Annotated in this window: 16 protein-coding genes; 13 read left to right on the plus strand and 3 right to left on the minus strand. The window is 71.5% G+C overall.

The window, feature by feature from the left end:
- Nucleotides 1-165: 165 nt before the first annotated feature.
- Both RI138_RS10020 and RI138_RS10025 read left to right on the plus strand, forming a co-directional pair.
- Nucleotides 166-534 carry a type II toxin-antitoxin system RelE/ParE family toxin gene (locus RI138_RS10020; RefSeq protein ID WP_311119625.1) on the plus strand — a complete coding sequence of 123 codons (369 nt, stop codon included), beginning with the start codon at nucleotides 166-168 and terminating at the stop codon, nucleotides 532-534.
- A gap of 27 nt (nucleotides 535-561) precedes the next feature.
- Nucleotides 562-1014, plus strand: coding sequence for a helix-turn-helix domain-containing protein (locus RI138_RS10025; RefSeq protein ID WP_096625674.1), 453 nt, complete (start codon nucleotides 562-564; stop codon nucleotides 1012-1014).
- A gap of 11 nt (nucleotides 1015-1025) precedes the next feature.
- On the opposite strand, the gene RI138_RS10030 is transcribed toward RI138_RS10025, so the two are convergent.
- The 3 genes from RI138_RS10030 to RI138_RS10040 all read right to left on the minus strand — a co-directional run bounded on the left by RI138_RS10030 (nucleotide 1026) and on the right by RI138_RS10040 (nucleotide 3963).
- Nucleotides 1026-2708, minus strand: a complete 1683-nt coding sequence (locus tag RI138_RS10030) for a thiamine pyrophosphate-binding protein (protein ID WP_311119626.1) — start codon at nucleotides 2706-2708, stop codon at nucleotides 1026-1028.
- Nucleotides 2705-3685, minus strand: coding sequence for an agmatinase (gene speB, locus RI138_RS10035; RefSeq protein WP_311119627.1), 981 nt, complete (start codon nucleotides 3683-3685; stop codon nucleotides 2705-2707). The genes RI138_RS10030 and speB overlap by 4 nt, the downstream gene beginning before the upstream one ends.
- Nucleotides 3686-3792: 107 nt before the next feature.
- Nucleotides 3793-3963: a hypothetical protein gene (locus RI138_RS10040; protein ID WP_311119628.1), complete on the minus strand. Its 171-nt coding sequence runs from the start codon at nucleotides 3961-3963 to the stop codon at nucleotides 3793-3795.
- A gap of 124 nt (nucleotides 3964-4087) precedes the next feature.
- On the opposite strand from RI138_RS10040, the gene RI138_RS10045 reads away from it, so the two are divergent.
- The 11 genes from RI138_RS10045 (at nucleotide 4088) to RI138_RS10095 (ending at nucleotide 19564) form a co-directional block, all read left to right on the plus strand.
- A complete protein-coding gene (locus RI138_RS10045) occupies nucleotides 4088-5755 on the plus strand; it encodes a PucR family transcriptional regulator (RefSeq protein WP_311119629.1) in 1668 nt (555 codons plus the stop codon).
- Nucleotides 5756-5846: 91 nt separating this feature from the next.
- Nucleotides 5847-6113 (plus strand): hypothetical protein, encoded by a 267-nt coding sequence (locus tag RI138_RS10050; protein ID WP_096625666.1) that lies wholly within the window; start codon nucleotides 5847-5849, stop codon nucleotides 6111-6113.
- Between the two features lie 99 nt (nucleotides 6114-6212).
- Complete coding sequence (eccD, locus tag RI138_RS10055; protein ID WP_311122836.1) at nucleotides 6213-7556, plus strand: type VII secretion integral membrane protein EccD; 1344 nt, start codon at nucleotides 6213-6215, stop codon at nucleotides 7554-7556.
- A 55-nt stretch (nucleotides 7557-7611) separates the two neighbouring features.
- On the plus strand, nucleotides 7612-8844 hold the full coding sequence (locus tag RI138_RS10060) for a MinD/ParA family ATP-binding protein (RefSeq protein WP_311119630.1): 1233 nt from the start codon (nucleotides 7612-7614) through the stop codon (nucleotides 8842-8844).
- Between the two features lie 5 nt (nucleotides 8845-8849).
- Entirely contained in the window at nucleotides 8850-12842 is a 3993-nt protein-coding gene (gene eccCa, locus RI138_RS10065) for a type VII secretion protein EccCa (protein WP_311119631.1), read from the plus strand.
- Nucleotides 12843-12979: 137 nt separating this feature from the next.
- A complete protein-coding gene (locus RI138_RS10070; protein WP_311119632.1) occupies nucleotides 12980-14398 on the plus strand; it encodes a DUF6177 family protein in 1419 nt (472 codons plus the stop codon).
- A 141-nt stretch (nucleotides 14399-14539) separates the two neighbouring features.
- Entirely contained in the window at nucleotides 14540-14872 is a 333-nt protein-coding gene (locus RI138_RS10075; protein ID WP_311119633.1) for a hypothetical protein, read from the plus strand.
- A gap of 55 nt (nucleotides 14873-14927) precedes the next feature.
- A complete protein-coding gene (locus RI138_RS10080) occupies nucleotides 14928-15239 on the plus strand; it encodes a pore-forming ESAT-6 family protein (protein ID WP_311119634.1) in 312 nt (103 codons plus the stop codon).
- Nucleotides 15240-15297: 58 nt separating this feature from the next.
- A complete protein-coding gene (locus RI138_RS10085) occupies nucleotides 15298-15723 on the plus strand; it encodes a DUF6507 family protein (protein WP_096625744.1) in 426 nt (141 codons plus the stop codon).
- Nucleotides 15720-18695 carry a hypothetical protein gene (locus RI138_RS10090; RefSeq protein ID WP_311119635.1) on the plus strand — a complete coding sequence of 992 codons (2976 nt, stop codon included), beginning with the start codon at nucleotides 15720-15722 and terminating at the stop codon, nucleotides 18693-18695. The genes RI138_RS10085 and RI138_RS10090 overlap by 4 nt, the downstream gene beginning before the upstream one ends.
- 11 nt (nucleotides 18696-18706) lie before the next feature.
- The gene (locus tag RI138_RS10095; protein ID WP_311119636.1) at nucleotides 18707-19564 is read left to right on the plus strand and encodes an immunity 49 family protein; all 858 of its coding nucleotides are present in this window, start codon (nucleotides 18707-18709) and stop codon (nucleotides 19562-19564) included.
- Nucleotides 19565-19726: the final 162 nt, after the last annotated feature.

Below are 19726 nucleotides of genomic sequence, written 5' to 3' on the forward strand. Positions count from 1 at the left end.
TTCGATCTTCCGGAAGGGACCAACGCGGCGGGGGGCTGATTTCATCCCTCCGCGACAATCCTCCGCCGAGCACCAGGTCAACGGAGCGCACCCCCGTCACTCGTCCGGCGGACTTCCTGCCCACCCCAAGTGGATATACACTGCTGGATATATACGCTCTGCAATATGGAAGAACCCTTCATCATCGAGATCGAGCCGGAGGTCCGACTGTGGCTGACGAACCTGTCGGCGAGTGATTACGAGCGGGCGGCCCACGCGGCGGGCAGGCTGGTCCGGAGCGCGACCACACTGGGCGAACCGCACTCCCGGTTCATCGGGGACGGAGTGCGGGAGCTCAGGTTCGAGATGGGGCGCAATCGTGAGGCCGTACGGATCTCGTACTGGCTGGCGCCACAGCGCCGGGTCGTCCTGCTGACCGTCTTCCGCAAGACGCGGCAGCGCGAGAATGCGGAGATCGCCCGGGCCAGGCGCGCCAAGGCGATCTGCGAGACGGAACACGAGCCCGCCCACGACACATTCATCCGCGATGTCTAGACGCGACGTCGGGAAAGGAAGAGCCACATGGTGAGTCACGCGCAGTGGAAGCTTGCCCGGGACCGGAAGGTCGCCGAGAGCATCTCGGAGGGCGAGGACAGCGCCGAGAGCGCGGAGCGCGTACGGCGCCGCCGGGAGCTCGATCTGGCCTGGGATCTCGGGCAGGCGGTCTACGACCGGCGTACCGCGCTGGGCCTGGCCCAGACCGATCTGGCGCGTCGAGCGAACATGACCCAGCCGCAGGTCTCGAAGCTGGAGTTGGGCGGCTCCATGCCCACCGTGCCCCTGTTGGTCCGGCTCGCGCGGGCGATGGACGCGGACTTCAGCCTGCGGCCCGACGCGGAGGGTGTCGTCGGTGTCGCCTTCATTCCGCGCACAGCCGACGCAGAGGCAGGCGCGGAGCCGCCCTCCACGGAGCCCGCGTCCGCCACCGAAGCGGAGGCGGACACGAGCACGGAGAGGGCGGCGGCCACCGGCTGAGGAATGCGGGCCTACAGATGCGTCGGCTCGAACATCCGCAGCAGGGCCGGGAGCACGACGACGGACGGCCCCGGGGCCGCCAGGGCCTTCGACAGGTCGGCGGCGAGCGACTCCGGTGTCGTACGGACGGCCGGTACGCCGAAGGACTCGGCGAGGGCGACGAAGTCCGGGCGGGTCAGTTCGGTGGCCGTGGCCTCGCCGAAGGCGCCCGTCATGTACTCGCGCAGGATGCCGTAGCCCCCGTCGTCGACGATCAGCCAGGTCAGCGGCAGGTCGTACTGACGGGCGGTGGCCAGCTCCGCGATGGAGTACATCGCGCCTCCATCACCGGAGACCGCGAGCACCGGCTTCGTCGGGTCGGCGGCGGCAGCCCCGATGGCCGCCGGGAAGCCGTAGCCGAGACCGCCCGCGCCCTGGGCGGAGTGCATGGTGTTGGGGTGCCGGGCGTCGAACGCGGACCAGGCCCAGTACGACAGGATCGTCATGTCCCAGAAGCTGGGCGCGGCGTCGGGCAGCGCCTCGCGGACGGCGGCGAGGACCTGCTGCTCCAGAGTGAGGCCCTGGGCGGCGATCCGGGACCGCACCTTCTCCAGCACCGTACGTACGCGCTCCGCGACGCCCGCGTCCTGCCGCGGCTCGACGGCCTCCAGGAGGTCGGCCAGCGCCTCGCGGGCGTCGGAGTGGATGCCGAGCGCGGGGTGGTTGGACTCCAGCTTCCCGGCGTCGGCCTCGATCTGGATGACCCGGCCGCGCGGGCGGAAGGTGTGGTAGTTCGAGGAGAGTTCGCCGAGGCCCGAGCCGACGACGAGCAGGACGTCCGCGTCCTCCAGGAAGTCGGTGGTGTGCCGGTCCTCCAGCCAGGAGCGCAGCGAGAGCGGGTGCTCCCAGGGGAAGGCGCCCTTGCCGCCGAAGGTGGTGACGACGGGCGCGTCGATCTTCTCGGCCAGCGCGCGCAGCTTGCCGGAGGCGTCGGAGCGGACGACTCCCCCACCCGCGATGATCACGGGCCGTTCGGCGTTCGACAGCAGGTGCGCGGCGGCGATCGTCAGCTCGGGGCGCGGGTGGAGCTCGCGCGGGGTGGCGTCCATGGGGCTGACGACCGGCAGGGTCGTCTCGGTGAGCAGCACGTCCTGCGGGATCTCGACCCAGACCGGCCCGTGCGGGGCGCTCAGCGCGGACTCCCAGGCGGCGGCGATCGCGGACGGGATCTGCGAGGCGGTCCGCACGGTGTGCACGGACTTCACGATGTCGCGGACGGATGCCTGCTGGTCGCGCAACTCGTGGAGATAGCCGTGCCGCCCGCCGCCGAGCCCCGCCGCCGGGATCTGGCTGGAGATCGCGAGGACGGGCGCGGAGGCGGCGGCCGCCTCCTGGAGCGCGGCGAGCGAGGTGAGCGCACCGGGCCCGGTGGAGAGCAGCAGCGGCGCGACCTCGCCGGTGATCCGGCCGTACGCGTCGGCAGCGAAGCCCGCGTTGTTCTCGACACGGAGCCCGACGTACGAGAGGGCTGAGCGGCGCAGCGCGTCGAACATGCCGAGCGCGTGCTGCCCGGGCAGGCCGAAGACGGTGGTCGCGCCGAGCCCCTGGAGGGACTCGACGACCAGGTCACCGCCGTTGCGGCCGGGCGGCGGGGTCAGTACGGCGGCGGCCTGCGCGGGGGTGAGCCGCGGCCGGTCGTCGTGATCGTGGCTCACTTGGCGTCCTTGGCTTCCTTCGCCGCCGCGATCTGGCGGGACATGATCGTCGTCAGCTCGTACGCGGCGTGCGAGGCGGCCACGGAGGTGATCTCGGCGTGGTCGTACGCCGGGGCGACCTCGACCAGGTCGGCGGAGACCAGGTGGCAGGAGGACAGCCCGCGCAGGATCTCCAGGAGCTCACGGGAGGTGAGGCCGCCCGCCTCGGGGGTGCCGGTGCCGGGGGCGTGCGCCGGGTCCAGGACGTCGATGTCGATGGAGATGTAGAGCGGCCGGTCGCCGATGCGCTGGCGCAGCTGGTCGGCGATCTCGTCGACGCCGCGTCGCATGACGTCGGCGGAGGTGACGATGCCGAAGCCCATTTTCTCGTCGTCGGTCAGGTCCTGCTTGCCGTACAGCGGCCCGCGGGTGCCGACGTGGGAGAGCGCGGAGGTGTCGAGGATGCCCTCCTCGACGGCCCTGCGGAACGGGGTGCCGTGGGTGTACTCGGCCCCGAAGTAGGTGTCCCAGGTGTCCAGGTGCGCGTCGAAGTGGAGCAGCGCGACGGGCCCGTGCTTCTTGGCGACGGAGCGCAGGAGGGGCAGCGCGATGGTGTGGTCGCCGCCGAGCGTCATGAGGCGTGCGCCGGTGGACAGCAGGTCGTCGGCCGCGCCCTCGACGGCCTCGACGGCCTCGTTGATGTTGAACGGGTTCGCCGCGATGTCCCCGGCGTCCGCGACCTGCGCGAGGGCGAACGGCGACGCGTCCTGGGCCGGGTTGTACGGGCGCAGCAGCCGGGAGGCCTCACGGATCGCGTTGCCGCCGAAGCGGGCGCCGGGCCGGTAGGAGACCCCGGTGTCGAAGGGCACGCCGACCACGGCGACGTCGGTGCGGCCGACCTCGTCGAGCCGGGGCAGCCGGGCGAACGTCGCGGGCCCGGCGTACCGCGGGACGCGGGAGGAGTCGATGGGGCCGCGCGGCGCTTCGGTGCTGCTCATGGGGGGGTGTGCCTTTCCTTCGTTTTCGTACGGGTTTCGGATTTCGTACGGTGTCCAGTGTGCGGGGTGATCGGGCGTGCCCCGAATCCGGCCCGGGGGGGGCGTCCTCAGACGCCGGACGGGCTCGGTTCGGCGGGGGCCTCCGCCGCGGCTCCGTCGTCCGGGCCGCCCCGCCCCGCCCCGCCAGCCGCTCGCGCCAGGCGGCCGGCAATGCCCCACCAGCCCATGGCGAGCATGCCGGCCAGGCAGACGACGATCACGGCGTGGTCGACAGCCATGGCTTCCTTCCGTCTCGCTCGCGCAGATGGCAAAGAGCAGGTGGCAGATGCAGGTGCGAGGAAGACGGTAGGTGGCCGAACGGCGGCGCTGAAGTGTACGTTTCCTCCATTCTCGACGTGCTGAATGGAGGAAACGCCCATGCCGACTCCGTCCGCGGGGGCTTCCTCGTCTTCCGCGGGGGCTTCCGCGTCTTCCGCAGGGGCTTCCGCGTCTTCCGCAGGGGCTTCCGCGGGAGCCACGCCGGTGAGCGGGCCCCCCACCCCGCCCATCCCGCTCAGGGAGCTCCTGGCGAGCAAGGGCCTGGGCCTGCGCCGGATCGCGGGCCCGGCCGAGGCCGACCTCCTCTGGGTGCACACCTCGGAGATGGCCGACCCGTACCCGTACCTGCTCGGCGGTGAGCTGCTGCTGAGCGCCGGGGTGCTGCTCACGGACCCGGACCACTATGTCGCCCGGCTGGTGGAGGCCGGGGCGGCGGCCCTCGGCTTCGGGGTGCGCCCGGTGCACGAGACGGTCCCCGAGGCGCTGATCGAGGCATGCGACCGGCACGGGCTGCCGCTGCTGGAGGTCCCGCCGGAGACCCCGTTCACCGCGATCGCGCGGGCGGTGTGGCGCCTGATGGCCGAAGCCCGCCACCGCGAGCTGCGCCGGGTGACCCGCGCCCAGCAGGCCCTGGCCTCGGCCGCGGCCCGCCCCGACCCCGTACCGGCGGTGCTCCACCAGCTGGCGACGCAGCTCGGCGGCCGGGCGGTGCTGCTGACGGCGAAGGGCGAAGAGGTGCACGCGGCGGAGCGCCTCCCGGCCGAGGAGACGCACGCAGGGGGCCGCAGCCCGGCCGAGGAGACGCACACGGGAGGCCGCAGCCCGGCCGGGGAAACCCATGCGGCGAGGCGTCACGCACCCCAAGGGCCGGCTGCGGAGGCGCTGGCCCGGCTGGCCCGGGTGGTCGCCCGCGTACGCCCCGGCTCCCCCGCCTCGGCCACCGACACCCACGGCGGCACCCACCTCTCGGCGTACGCCCTGGGCGGCGGCGAGGGCCTGGTCCTGGCCCTCGCGACCCGGCGACGGGAGCCCGGCGACCACACGGTTGCGGGCATCGCGGTCGTCCTGCTCTCCCTCCTCGCCGCCCCCCACCAGGGCGCGGACGCGGCGGGCCGCTCAGCAGCCCTGGTCCGCATGCTCCTGGGCGCCTCCCCCGCCGAAGTGGCCCCGCTGGTCGGCCCCGAGGGCCCGTGGACGGTGGTCCACGCCCGCCGCACGGACGGCACCCCCGCGGACGCCCTGACGGCGGGCACCCTGGGCGCCTCGCTGGGCTCGGCCCTGGTGGACGCGGGGAGGGGCGGCGGGGACGCGGTACGGGTGCTGGTGCCGGGAGGCGGTGAGCCCACCCGGGTCGCCCCCCAACCCGGCTGGACGCTCGGCGCGTCGGCCCCCACCCCCCTCACCGCTCTCGACGCCGCCGACACCCTGGCCGCCCGCGCCCTGGCCCGCGCGGAGGCGACCCGCGCCCCGCTGGCGGTGGACTCCCCCGCGAGCGGCCTCGCCGCGCTGATCCCGCCCGACCAGGCGGCCGCCCACGCCCGCACCCTGCTCGCCCCGCTCACCGCGCCCCTGGCCGACACCCTGCGCTGCTGGCTCTCCCTCCACGGCAGCTGGGACCGCACGGCGGTGGCCCTCGGCGTCCACCGCAACACCGTCCGCCAACGCATCGGGCGGTGCGCGGCGTTGCTCGGCAGGGACCTGGACGACATGGACGTACGGACGGAGTTGTGGTTCGCGCTGCGGCAGGGGTGACGCGTATCGGACGGCGGTGCCCGGTCCCGGCGACCCTGGTGTGCACTCCACGCCCGCCCCTCGGTATGTTGCAGTGGCAAAGGGGGATCGCATGGCACGGGATTACGACAGTCAGCTGCTGGAATCGGTGGGGGTACGCCGACGCCGGATGCGGGACGCCCTGCTCTTCGGTGCCGGACGCGCACGGCGCACGGCCGACGAACGGCTCGGGAAGGTATTCGCGGGCATCGCCATCACCGCCGTGCTGTGCGCCGGGTGCGTGGGCTGGTCATTCCTCCAGCACACCCTGGACAAACAGAAGGCCGAGCAGGAAAAGCAACAGCAGCAACGGCAGGCGCAGCGGTACGAGCCCCGGTGAATTTCTCCCGAGAGGCCGGAATCACGGTGCACTTTGCCCAATTGGCCCGAAATTCCGGAAAGTCGCGATGATAGGTTGCCGTAAATGGCGAGTACAGCAATAACATCCCGCACGGAACTGAGCCGGGTGACCCTCGTCGGCGAGCGGCGGCGGGCCGACATCGTGCTGCCCTCCGATACGCCTATCGGCCAACTGCTTCCGGACATTCTTCAGTTGCTGGACGACCGGGCCGCCTCACGGCCGCTGACCCGGCAGTTGATCACCTCCGACGGCTCGGCGCTGCCGCACGACAGCACCCTTGCCTCGGCCGGGGTCAGCGACGGGGCCGTGCTCCGCCTGGTCAGGACCCACGCCGCGCCGCCCGCCCCGGTGGTCCACGACGTCACGGACCAGGTGGCCGACAGCCTCGACCTACAGGCCTGGCGCTGGCGTCCGGCCGTGCGACGGGTCGGCGCAGGCGCGGCGACCGTGGTGTTCGCGGTGCTCGCCGCCCTGCTGGCCCGCCGCGAGTTCCCGCTCGACGCGCTGGCCGGCGCCCTCGCGGTCGTCACCGCCGTCCTCCTGGTGGGCGGCGCGCTGATCTCCCGGCTCGGGTCCGGCAACCGCGGTCTGGCGACCGCGCTGCTGTTCGTCTCCGGCGGCCTCGGCGTTCTCACGGCCTGGACCGCCGCCGACGCGTACGGCTGGCCGGGCCCCGCCCGGCTCGCCGCGGTGGCGGCGGCGGTGGCCCTGGCGCTGACGCTGCTCGGCGTCTTCTCCCCGCTGGGCCGCGGGGGCCTCATCGGCGCCGGGGCCACGGCGGCCGTGACGGCGGTGTGGGAGGCCGTGGCCGCGGTGGAGTCCGATCCTGCCCGGATCGGCGCGGTGATGGCCGTGTTCTCCATGGTCCTGCTCGGCATGCTGCCCCGCCTCGCCCTGATGGCCTCCGGGCTCACGGCGCTCGACGACCGGCGCTCGGGCGGAATGTCGGTGAGCCGCCACGACGTGTCCAACGCGCTGGCCGCCACGCACCGCGGGCTGGCCCTCGCCACCGTCGTCACCGCGGTGTCGGCGGCAGCGGCGGGCTGGCTGCTCACCCTGGCCGCGCGGCCGACCGTGTGGACGGTGCTCCTGTCCTCGCTGGTCGCGGTGGTGCTGCTGTCGAGGGCCCGCGCGTTTCCGCTGGTGGCCGAGGTGGTGGCCCTGTTCGCCGCCGCGGGGGTCCTGTTCGTACGGCTCGTGATGCTGTGGATGGAACAGGCGTCCGGGGCAGCGGGCCCCGTGGCCGTGCTCGGCGCGGCGGCGCTGCTGCCGCTGCTCGCCCTGGCGGTGGAGCCTCCCGAGCACGTACGGGTGCGGCTGCGGCGCACCGCCGACCTGGTCGAGTCGATCGGCATGGTGGGGATGTTCCCGCTCGCCATCGGGGTGTTCGGTATGTACGGCCAGCTGCTCAACAAGTTCTGACATCCATGCGCGGGCGGCTCCGGTCGGGGCGGCGGAGCGGAGAAGAAGGGCAGACATGCCGAACGCGGACAACTGGCAGGGTGATGTGCTGCGCGATCTGAGGGGTACACCCCCGCGGCAGGCGGCGAGCTCCGGCGACCGGCACGGTGACCACCCCGGCGACCGCCCCGGTGGCCCCCCTGGCGACCGCCCCGGTGACCGGCACGCGGCGGGCCCTGACGGCGGCCCTCCGGCCCCTTCAGCACCCACCGAGCACCTCGCTGCCGCCCCCGCCGGACACAACCCCCCGGCCACCCCGGCCATCCCGGCCGCCCCGGCCCCGCGCTCCCCCGCCCCCCGTCCGGCAGGCCCCCGGCGCCCCTACCGGTCCCCCGACTCGCGGCCCGTGGTGGACGGCGCACTGACCGGCACGGCACGCAAGCCGCTGCGGGGTGAACCGCTCGTCGTCCGGGCGTCGCGCGCCGTGCGCCGTATCGTTTCCTCCTCGGCGGCCCGCGAGGTCGCCGAACTCACCCGGACCGCCGGGACGCTCCAGCAGCCGGTCACGACCGGGCGGCAGATCGCCGTCACCTCCATCCGGGGCGGTGCGGGCAAGACGACCGTGGCGGCCCTGCTCGGCACGGCGTACGCGCACTACCGCCAGGACCCGGTCCTCCTCGTCGAGGCCGATCCCGCGCTCGGCTCGCTGCCCCTGCGCGTCGGCGCGGAGACTCTGCGCTGGACCACGGCCGATCTGGCCGACCTCGTGGAACCACAGATGTCGCTGCTCGACGTCACCGGCTACCTCGTCCAGCTCCCCGACAACGCCTGGCTGCTGCCCGGCAGTCAGGGCCGCATCGGCGCCATGCTGGACGCCTCCGCCTACGAGCGGGTCATGGTGGCGCTGCGCCGCTACTTCGGCGTGACCGTGGTCGACTGCGAGACGCTGCCCGCCGAGGTCGCCCGAGTCGCGCTCTCCGCCGCCCAGGCCCGGGTCCTGGTCGCCCCCGCCACACTGGACGGCATCACCAGCACGTACGCGGTCCTCCAGTGGATGCAGGGGCTGCCCCGCCACATGATCGAGGGCACCGTGGTCGCCCTCACCGCTACGACGGCCCGCCCGGGGATCGACCTGGCGGCCGCCGCCGAGAAGCTCCGGTCCACCGGCGCGGCCGTGCACGTGCTGCCCCACGACCGGCATCTGGCGCAAGGCGGCGCCCTGCGCACCGAACTGCTCGCCCGGCCGACGCGGCTCGCCGCCACCCGGCTGGCCGCCGAGGTCTTCCAGCTCTCCCAGAAGCGCCGGTAACGCCCATGAGTACGCGTCTGATCCACCGCCCCGCCCGGACCACCCGCCCGCCGGCCGCCCCCGCGCCCCGCACCATCGAGGCCCCGCCCAACCTCCCCGAGGGCAAGGCGGGCAACATCGCGATGTCGCTGCTGCCCGTGGCCGGGGTCATGTCGTCGGTCGTGATGATGACGGTCGTCCGCAACAGCCAGTTCGCCGCACTCGGCGCACTCGTCCTCGTGGTCACCGTCATCGGTTCCGTCGCCCTGCTCTTCTCCCAGCGCGGCAAGGCCCAGCGCACCCGTCGCACCCAGCGCGAGGCCTACCTGGCCTACGTGGAGGACCTGCGCGAGGAGCTCTCGGCGGAGGAGCGCGAGCGGCGTGAACACGCCGACGTGCTGAACCCCCCGCCCTACGCCCTGTACGACATCGTGCGCGACCCGGCGCGCCTGTGGGAGCGGCGCAGGGTCGACGACGACTTCCTGCGGGTACGGGTCGGCACCGGCGAGATGCCCGTACGGGATCTCCAGATCGCCGAGCCGGGGTCGACGGTGCTCACGCCGCCCGACCTCTTCATGCTCAACGAGGCGTCGGCGCTGGTGAACCGGTTCCGCAACGGCACCGAGCTGCCGCTCACCGTCCCGCTGGACCGGATCGGCAACGTCAGCGTGATCGGCGCCCGCGAGGACTGCCTGCGGGTGGCCCGCGCGCTGCTCGTCCAGGCCGCCGCCCTGCACGCCCCCGACGACGTGGCGATCGCCCTCGCCGCGCCCGGCGACCGCATGGACGACTGGGAGTGGGCGAAGTGGCTGCCGCATCTGCTCGACACCGAGCGGTTCGACGGCCCGGTCGCCGCCCGCCGCATCGCCCCCTCCGCCCCTCAGCTCGCCCGGCAGCTCGGTCCGGAGCTGCGCCGCCGGGCCTCGTACGCCGCCGAGGTCCGGCGCGGGCTGGCCGGGCGGGACGCGCTGTCGATGAACTCCCGGCTGCTCGTCGTCACCGACGGGCACGGCGAGGACGCGGTCGACCTGCCGCGCCCGGACGACGCCGTGAGCCTGCGCGAGATGGGCGTCACCGTCCTGCACCTGCTGGAGCGGCGGGTGCAGGAGCCGGGGCACGTCTCCGTACGCATCACCGTCGACGGCACGGACGTGACCATCGAGGACCTCCGGGCCCCGGAGCCCCTGGAGGCCCACGGCACGGTGGACGAGGCGGGCATCCCGTACGCCGAGGGCCTGGCCCGGATGCTCGCGCCGCTGCGGCTGTCCGCCGAGTCGCTCGCCGACGCCCCGCTGTCGGGGCCGGTCGAGTTCGCCACGATGCTCGGCATCGACGACGTGGCCCGGCTCGACCTGGACCGGCTGTGGGCGCCGCGCGGCGAACGCGCCTTCCTCCGTGTCCCGATCGGCATCAGCGACTCGCACGAGCCGGTGCTGCTGGACCTCAAGGAGTCCTCCGAGCTGGGCATGGGCCCGCACGGACTGTGCGTGGGCGCGACCGGTTCGGGAAAATCGGAACTGCTGCGGACACTCGTCCTCGCTCTGGTGGCCACGCACCCGCCGGAGGACCTGGCACTCGTCCTGGTCGACTACAAGGGCGGGGCGACGTTCGCCCCGTTCGCGGACCTGCCGCACGTGGCCGGGGTCATCACCAACCTGGAGAACCAGGCGGGGCTCGTCGAACGCGTCCACTCCTCCCTCGCCGGTGAGGTCAAGCGCCGCCAACAGGCACTCAAAGACGCGGGGAACGTCGCCGACATCGGGGACTACGCGGCCCTCCGCGCCGAGAAGCGGCCGGATCTGGACCCGCTGCCGCATCTCTTCGTGGTGATCGACGAGTTCGGCGAACTGCTCACCGCCAAGCCGGACTTCATCGACCTGTTCCTCTCCATAGGCCGTATCGGCCGCTCCATCGGCGTCCATCTGCTGCTCTCCAGCCAGCGCATCGAGGGCGGCAAGCTCAAGGGCCTGGACACCTATCTCTCCTACCGCCTCGGTCTGCGGACCTTCTCCGCCGACGAGTCCCGCACGGTCCTGGACACCACGGACGCCTTCCACCTGCCTCCGCTGCCCGGATTCGGCTACCTGAAGGTCGACACGAGCCACTACTCCCGCTTCAAGGCCGGTTACGTGTCCGGGGGTTACCGAGGCCCGGTCCGCACCGCCGACGAGGAGGAGGCCGGTCCGCTCGCCCTGCCGTACGAGGCGTTCAACACCCTGGCCGGTCCGGACGAGACCCGGCACTCCCCGGAACCCGCGTCCCGCCGCCGCGAGACGGGCCCCACCGAACTCGGCGTCATGGTCGATCAGTTGACCGGTGCCGCGCCGCCCGTACGGAGCATCTGGCTGCCCCCGCTGCCCACCGCCACCGCCCTCGACACCGTCGCCGGTCCGCTGGACATCGGCCCGCACGGGATGCGGCTGGCCGGAGCCGGCACGGCGGGCGACCGCAGACCGCTGCGCGTCCCGGTCGGCCTGCTCGACGACCCGGCGCGGCAGTGGCAGGGCAAGTGGTTCCTGGACCTCACCGTGGCGGGCGGCCACGCGGCGGTGATCGGCGGACCGCAGTCGGGCAAGACGACGCTGCTGCGCACCCTCGTCCTCTCCCTCGCGCTCACCCACACCCCGCGCGAGGTCGGCGTCTACGGTCTCGACCTGGTCGGCGGCGGCCTCCAGGCGCTGTCGGGGCTGCCGCACGTGGGCGGCATCGCGGGCCGCGCGGACCGGGAGCGGGCGGCCCGCACCGTCGAGGAGGTCCGCACCATGCTCGCGCTGCGCGAGGACCTCTTCCGCGAGCACGGCATCGATTCGGTCGAGCAACTGCGCACCCTGCACGCGGCGGGCAGGCTGCCCGAACTGGCGTCGGCCGAGATCCTGCTCGTCATCGACGGATTCGGCGCGCTCCGCGACGACTTCGAGGAGCTGGACGACGCGATCGCCGACATCCTCAAGCGGGGCGGCGGTTACGGCATCCACGTGGTCGCGGGAATGCTGCGCTGGAACGACGTGCGCATCGCCATCCAGTCGAACTTCGGCACCCGCGTCGAGCTCCGGCTGAACGACCCCAGCGAGTCCAGCATCGACCGCAAGCTCGCCGAGACCCTGTCACCGGACGAGCCCGGCCGGATCCTCACCGACGGGAAGCTCTTCGCCCAGGTGGCCCTGCCGCGTACGGACGGGGCCGCCGACACGGTGGACCTGGGGACGGTCCTGGAACGCACGGCCCGCTCGGTCCGCGCCACCTGGAGCGGCGAAGTGGCCCAGCCGGTACGGGTGTTGCCGCACGTTCTGGAGCCGCACACGCTACCCGGTCCGGCGGCCGAGCCCACCCGCGTACCGATCGGGCTCGACCAGTCCGCCCTCGCACCCGTACTGCTCGACCTGTTCGAGCACGACCAGCATCTGCTGGTGCTGGGGGACAGCGAGTGCGGCAAGACGAACCTGCTGCGGACGATCGCGCACGGCCTGATCGACCGGTACCGCGAGGACGAGCTGGTGTTCGCCGTGATGGACCCCCGGCGCTCGCTGCGCGGTGCGGTGCCGGAGGAGTTCAACGGCGGCTACGCGTACAACTCCAAGCTGTGCGCGGGCCTTTCGGCGGGCATCGCCACCGAACTGGAGAAGCGGCTGCCCGACGAGAACGCCCGCCTGGAGGACCTGGAGCCGGGCAACTGGGGAAAGGGCCCGCGCATCGTGGTCCTGGTCGACGACTACGACGTACTCACGACCGCCGGACAGTCTCCGCTGTCGGCCTTCCTCCCGTACATCCCCTCGGCGGTCGACATCGGCCTCCACTTCGTCCTGACGCGCCGGGTCGCCGGTGCGTCGCGGGGCATGTACGAGCCTTTGGTCCAGGGCCTGCGGGAGTCCGGGGCCTCGGCCCTGCTGATGACGGGCGACCGCAGCGAGGGCCAGCTGTTCCCCGGCGTGTACGCGTCCCAGCAGGCACCGGGACGCGGCGTGTTCATCCGCCGGGGCCAGCCGAACCGCCTGATCCAGACGGCGTACAGACCGATGTGACCCGCATCCGTCTGATCCGGACGGCGTACAGACCGCTGCGAGCCGCATCCGTCTGATCCAGACGGCGCACAGACCGCTGCGGCCCACGCACCCCCATTCATCTCCCGCCGACGCAGGAAGGCCAGGACGCCCCTCCCATGACCAAGGACGTCATCGCTCTCACCCCCCGGATGCCCGATCCCTGGGCCGTGTTGGCCGGCCTGCTCTCCGGCGGCCCGGACAAGCTGGTGGGCACGCGGGGCGAGGGGGCCGTGGTGCAGCTCTGCGACACCGAGGGCCGCCCTCTCGTCTCCGTGGAGGCCCCGCTGCTGGTCTCCGTCGAGGGCGAGGCGGAACGGCTGCTCGGGACCACGGCGCCCCCGGTGCCGTACTGGTGGACGGAGGCCCGCGCCACCACGGGCGTCGCGGAGGCGGAACAGCTCGCGGGTACGTTCGCGACCCGGCTGGTCTCGCTGATCGGCGGCTCGGCCTGGCCGCCGGACGCCACCGGCTCGCTCGCCGTGGTCAAGACCGACGGGGTGAGCGTGGCCCCGGAGCCGGCGGCGGCCCAGCCCGCGATCGACGTCCTGACCGAGAAGGTCGCGGTCGTCATCCAGGACCGCCCGGTGGTGGCGATGACAGCGTGGCTCTCGGACGCGTTCCGCGCGGCGGCGGAGGCCGGGATCGGCCTCCAGATCGTCAGCCCGGCGGGCACCTCGCTCTCCCCGGCCGTACGGGACACGCTGGGCGGATGGCCGTCCCGCTGGATCGTCCAGGACGAGGAGGACGGCTACTACGACGGGCTGACCGGCGCCGTACTGCGCTGGCAGGACGGCATGTTCGCCCCGCTCGTCTCCCCCGAGGCGACGGAGGGCGACCCGAGCACTCCGGTGGCGGCCGCCTACCAGCGGGTCCGCGACACCGGTGAACGCCAGCTCGCCCTGACCTTCCGCATGGTGCACCCGGCGGACGAGCGGCTGGTGCTCGGCGGCGGCCTGGAGACGGTGTGGCGGGAGCTGACGGGCCGGCCGCCCGCGGGCTGGGGCACCTCGGAACCGGCGACCCTCCCGTGGTCCCCGGCCCGGCTGACCGACCTCGCGCACGAGCGGGCGCCCGAGCCGACCTGGTTCGTCGTGGTCGGCCACCGCGACCGCCCGGGGATCGCCACCGTACGCGTCACCCGGACGAAGGCGGGCGTGGAGGAGGAGGTCACGCTCGCGTTCGGCTACGGCAGCGACGAGAAGCCCCCGCTGGACGCCCTCCCCGCGGCGGCCGAGGCGCTCGCCACCCGCCACCGCCTCCAGTCGATGCTCGTACAACTTCGCAAAGCACGACGCGACCTGGCCGTACCGCCGCGCTTCGAGGGGCCGGGGGTCCCGCTGGCGTTCGTCCTGGGCCCGGAGGAGGTCCGCGCGATGCCGGACGACCGGGCCCGCCGCACTCCGTTGTCCGAGCCGCCGGTGCAGCTCGGCCCGAGGACGAGGCCTGCGCTGTACTACCCGCTGCCGGGGGACCCCTCGGACCTGTCGGGGTGGCAGGACTTCGAGAGGCTCGTACGGCATCTGAAGGGCGCTTAGGGCACGGGCGGCCTTCTGCCCGATGTCATGAGTTGGTCACCAATGACGATCGGCTCGATTGCTGATTGCAGTAGTGACGCTTGAGTTGATAGACATGAATCCGAACATTCATATGATCATTCGAGACGGTGGGGGAACCCGATGAAGTTCGACATGGGGTCGTCGGTCCTGTCGACGTTGGTGTCGCATTCGCAGGGCGCGAGTACGGACCTGGGCACGCTGATCCGGCAGTTGATCGCGGCGGCGGAACCGTTGGAGGGGAAGTTCAACGGGGCGGGAAAAGTCGCCTTCGACGATTTCAAGAACCGTGCGGACGAGATCACGGCCGCGCTGAACGCGTCGCTCTCCGGAATCCTGGGCGGTCAGTCCGGGATGGACGCGGCGTTCGGCTCGGGTGATCAGGAGCAGGGCGAGAACGCGAAGTCGCAGATGGCGTCGGCGAATTTCGACGCGGCGAGGTTCGGCGGCCGCTGACAGCGGCGCAGCGACAGGCACGTACAGGTTTTCACTGACGGGGAGTTGATGGGTGATGGCGGGCAGCACGGACCGGCGGTCGTACGACACGAGTGCCTCGACCGAGGTACAGGGGAACATGCAGGCGGTGATCGCCCGGCTGGAGCAGGTGATCACGGCGCGGGACACGCAGGTCAAGGCGGCGATGAACGACTTCGCCGCTGACGGTGTGGCGGACGAGTACCACGGCAAGGAGCTGCGGTGGAACGCGACCTCGCAGGAGGTGCGGAACATCATTCAGCTGCTGCGTACGACGCTGGAGAAGAACGACGGCACGGCCACGCAGACGCTGGCGCGGGCGAAGGCGGCAGTGGACAACATCGGCTGACGCAAGAGCGGGTAAGGACAGCGGTTCAGGACTGGTTGGGCGTTTCGGGGGCTTGTCGGTGTCGGCGTGGGATATCAAACCGCAGGGTGTTCAGGGTCAGCTGAAGGTGGTCGGGGGGCATGCCGGTGACCTGGAGAAGGCGCTGACCGCGTTGATGAAGAACTTGTCGCAGGCAGCGCAGGCGGCGGGTACGGCGGTGCCGGGCACGGCGGCGAGCACTCCGTTGCAGGGCCCGGTGGCTCCGGGGCAGGCCCCGTTGTCACGGGCGGCGACAGGTCCGGTGGCTGCGGCGCTGGGCCAGTACGCGCAGGCGCGGCAGTCGCAGCTGAAGTCGATGGCCGAGCGTATCCAGGCGGCGGTTCTGGGTGCGGCGACGGCGACGAACGAGTACGTGGAGGGCGACCTCGACACCGCGAAGCAGGCGCAGAACGCGGCGAAGTCGGTCCGCCTGGACGTGCTGAAGGACTTGGGGGCCGGCAAGTGAGCGAGAACCAGCCGGTGAATCTGGAGGGCATACCGGTCTTCACGGGTGACCTCGCGCTGCTGGACACCACGGTCACCGCGCTGAGCAAGGGCGGGGCGAAGATCGCCACGGCCGCGGGGGACATCCACAGCAGCTTCGGCGGACTCCAGGCCTTCTACAAGGCTCCGGAGGCGGAGCAGCTGTTCGCGGTGACGAAGCCGGTCGCGGACCGGGGTGCGTCATTGAAGTCGGACGTGGCGACCATCGCGAGTGCGCTGAGTGCCTACTCGGACGACGCCTACCCGCTGGTCGAGAAGCTGAAGCAGCTCAAGCGGGATGCGGGGACGTTCCTCGCCAAGGCCGACGCGGACGACAAGTGGCGCGAGGACGGCGACCTGGTCGAGGAGAACAACAACCGCCGTAACGAGATCGCCGAGACCTGGGCGGCGTTCCAGGCGGTGGAACGGGCCTGCCACAACAAGATCATCGCCCTGGTGCCGGGCGGGCAGAAGCTGAAGACCAACGACGGTTCCAACGGCAAGGGCATGTACGGCTACGACGCCGAGGCCATGAAGAACGCCAAGGGCCTGCCCTGGGGCGACCCGGTCCAGGAATCGAAGCCCTGGTGGCACCTGCACGAACACGCCTGGGACTTCGCCAAGGGCGTCTTCGTCGACGGCGTCTGGGGCACGATCAAGGGCCTGGGCACCCTGTTCGGCACCGAGGGCTGGGACGCCGCGAAGCAGGCCTGGACGGGCCTGGGCAAGCTGGTCACCGGTATCGCGATCTCCAGCACCCCGCTGGCGGGCGCGTTCTGGATGACGCCGGAGGACCAACTCCCCTCCTGGCTCCGGGACTCACGCACCGCGATGAAGGAGACCGGCAAGGCCCTCCTGGCCTGGGACCAGTGGAGCGAGAACCCCTCGCGCGCCGCCGGCGCGGTCACCTTCAACGTCCTGACCACCGTCTTCACCGGCGGCACGGGCGGAGCCGCCGCCGGCGCGGGCAAGGCGGCGGCCGCGGCGAAGGCCCTGTCGTTCGCGGGCAAGGCGGGCCGGGCCATCGACCCGATGACGTACCTCTTCAAGGGCGCGGGGGCGGGCTTCACGAAGATCAGCGATGTGATGTCCGGCCTCAAGGGCATGGGCAACGTCGAGATCCCCACGGTCCCCGAGGGCGCGGTCACCCTCCCGGACGGCGGATTCAAGCTCGCCGACGGCACCCTGCACCTGCCCGAGGGCGCGGCGATCCCCGACAGCGCGTTCGCCCTCCCGAAGAACACGGTCAAGCTCCCGGACGGCATGGACATCCCCGCCGGAGCGCTCGACCTCGGCGACGGGGTGGTCCGCCTCCCCGAAGGCATGGCCCCACCGGCCGGTTCCCTGCCCATCGCGGAGGGTTCCCTCAAACTCCCCCAGGGCACCACGGCCCTGCCCGAGGGCACCATCAAGGACGTCGACGCCGACGGCAACGTCATCCACCTCGACCGCGAGGGCAATATCCTCACGGAGGACGGCACCCTCAAACAGCACCACACCGCCGCCCCCAAGGACACACCCACCGACGACGCCCCCATCAGAACCGACACCGACAGCCCCCTGCCCCGCACCCCCGCCGAACAGTCGGCCCTCGTCGGCGCAGGCGCCCGCACCGGCGGCGACCCCATCCGCCTGAGCGCGGACCTGGGGGACACGGGCCGACTCGGCGACGACCTCGGCCGCACGGGCAACGGCGGCTCGCACCTCGACAGGACACCGGGCGGAACCGCGAACAACCTGCCGGGCGGTACGGCGGCCGCGAACAACCTGCCGACCAACAGCCTGGACAACGCCGCACCAGGCGGCGGCCCGGCCCAGGGTGGCCGGGGTGACCACGTGCCGACGAACAACCTGGACAATGAAAGGCCCGGTCCACCCCGAACAGACAGTACGGGCGCGGGCGGCAGCTATCCCGAACCCCCTGCTACCGGAGTTGGCCACAACACGCCCGGCGGATCTGCGGTGGACAGCACCGTGCCGGGCCCGTCGGCAGCGGACACCGGTGGGCGTAACAACGATGTCCCCGCGCGATCCTCTGACGAGGCTGCGGCCATCGCGGAGTACGAGGCGGCTCGCGACGTTCCTCCCTCTGAACGGACTCCTGAGCAGCGTGCGGCGATCACCCGTGAACACGTGCGACTGGCGAACGAGGGTGGTCCTTGGTTCAAGGAGAACTACGACGAAATCGGCCGCCGTGAGAGCTCTCGCCGAAAGGTCGACGGCCAGCTCCTGCCAAAGCTGGCCAGGCGGGACGACGGTGGCTGGATGGCAGCGGACGATCTGCCGTACGCAAATGGTGAAAGCTACCGGCTGGAGCCCATGCACCGAGGGCGCGACACCGTCAGCCCTGAGGATCTCAAGCACTTGGACGACGTTTCAGCGAAGCGCCGGGCTGGAATGGAGCTCACCGCCGCAAGGAAGGATTACCAAACCACACCCTCCCTCGACAACGCCGACACGCTCGCCAAAGCACAGGCGAAGTACGATGCGACAGTCGGTGAGGGAGTACCGAACAACAGCAAGCTGGGGGAAGCCCTGGGCGAAGACGCGGCCCGTCGCCACCTCATGCTTCAGGGTGGGTTCGAAGGCTCCCGGGAGATCACAGATCTTCCCAACACGCCCAACGGCTCCAAGCGGTTCGACCAACTCTGGCGAACCAAGGACGGCAATCTGGTGATCGTCGAGGCAAAGGGCCCCAACGCCAACCTGGACTGGCGCCGGGGTAACGGAAGCCTCGACAGTGGCACCATGGTGAAGCAGGGCACTCTGGAGTACGTGCGCACCATCGTCGCCGATATGGAGTCGCGCGCGCTGACATCGCCGCTCGACGCCAAATATGCACAGGAGATCCGTGCCGCAATCGAGAACAAAACTCTGCAATACGTTCTCGTTCAAGCCTCGGAGAATCCAGGCACGTACGCTGGAGCCCATATGAAGCATTTCAAGATTTTCTGAGGAGAATCAAGTTGACGGTCACCATTTCCCGCCATCCCTTTCCAAGGGAGAACGCTGCGGCAGGCATCTCCGTACTGGAGAACAATGCGGAGGGATTGATCGAGAGCCTGGAAACCAGCTCCACCCGGCTGGGTGACGCCTTCGAGCTGACGCTCACGCTCGCGAAGTCCCACTGCCTCCTGGACACCGAGGCATCCCGCCTTCCCACCTGGAAGGCGTGGGTCAACGCCATGCAGGTCGGCTCGGCAACGTTCGCCACGGCGACCATGGTTGAAGGAGAGGTCCACTGCCGCATCGCGGAGAAGGACCGGGCACTCCACGCCACGGGCCCGCAGTACTACGCGCATGCAGGTGCATGGCTGACGGCCTTCTACCTCGCCGTGGCCTGTCGGGAGAAGAACCGGCTGACCGCCCTGTGCCAGGTTCCCGTGTCTCTGCTCAGGCAATCGAGCGCACCCTTTGACGAGTTCGTCTACGCCTGGATCGAAACACTTCAGGACTACTGGCTCGGGGGCCCTGATCTGGGCGCCAAGCTGGTGGCGGCGATCGATGGAACGGATCCGTCTCGGGATCACATCAGCGACCCCGAGACGACGGCGAAGATCCTCTACCCACCGATGGAAATGTTCCACCGCCTGGTTCGCGAGGATCACTCCGGTTTCAACCAGGCCCTCGCCGACGCCCTCCAGTGGCACAAGGAGTACTGGAGCACAGAGGACAACTCCCTTCAAGCCACCGGCTTGGTTGCCCTCCCTGCTCTCGCGGTGGCATGCCTCGCCTACGACGCGGGCTTCCCCATCGAGGTCGAATCCGAGTACCTTCCGATCGCCCTTCTGGAGCGGGACTGGCCGGGGGAGTTCCCAACCTGATCAACCCTTCGCCGGGCCGCTTGCGCTTGCCCTGCGGGCCCCCGGAATTCTTTCCGTCTCATAGGGGGAGCTCTGGCATGGATGAGGCTTTTAACCGACATACTCCGCCTTCAGGATCCGATGCCGAGCAATCCGCGGGACGTCTGAGCAAGCACACTGTCC

This window comes from Streptomyces durocortorensis, from assembly GCF_031760065.1.
In the GTDB taxonomy this organism is placed as follows: domain Bacteria; phylum Actinomycetota; class Actinomycetes; order Streptomycetales; family Streptomycetaceae; genus Streptomyces.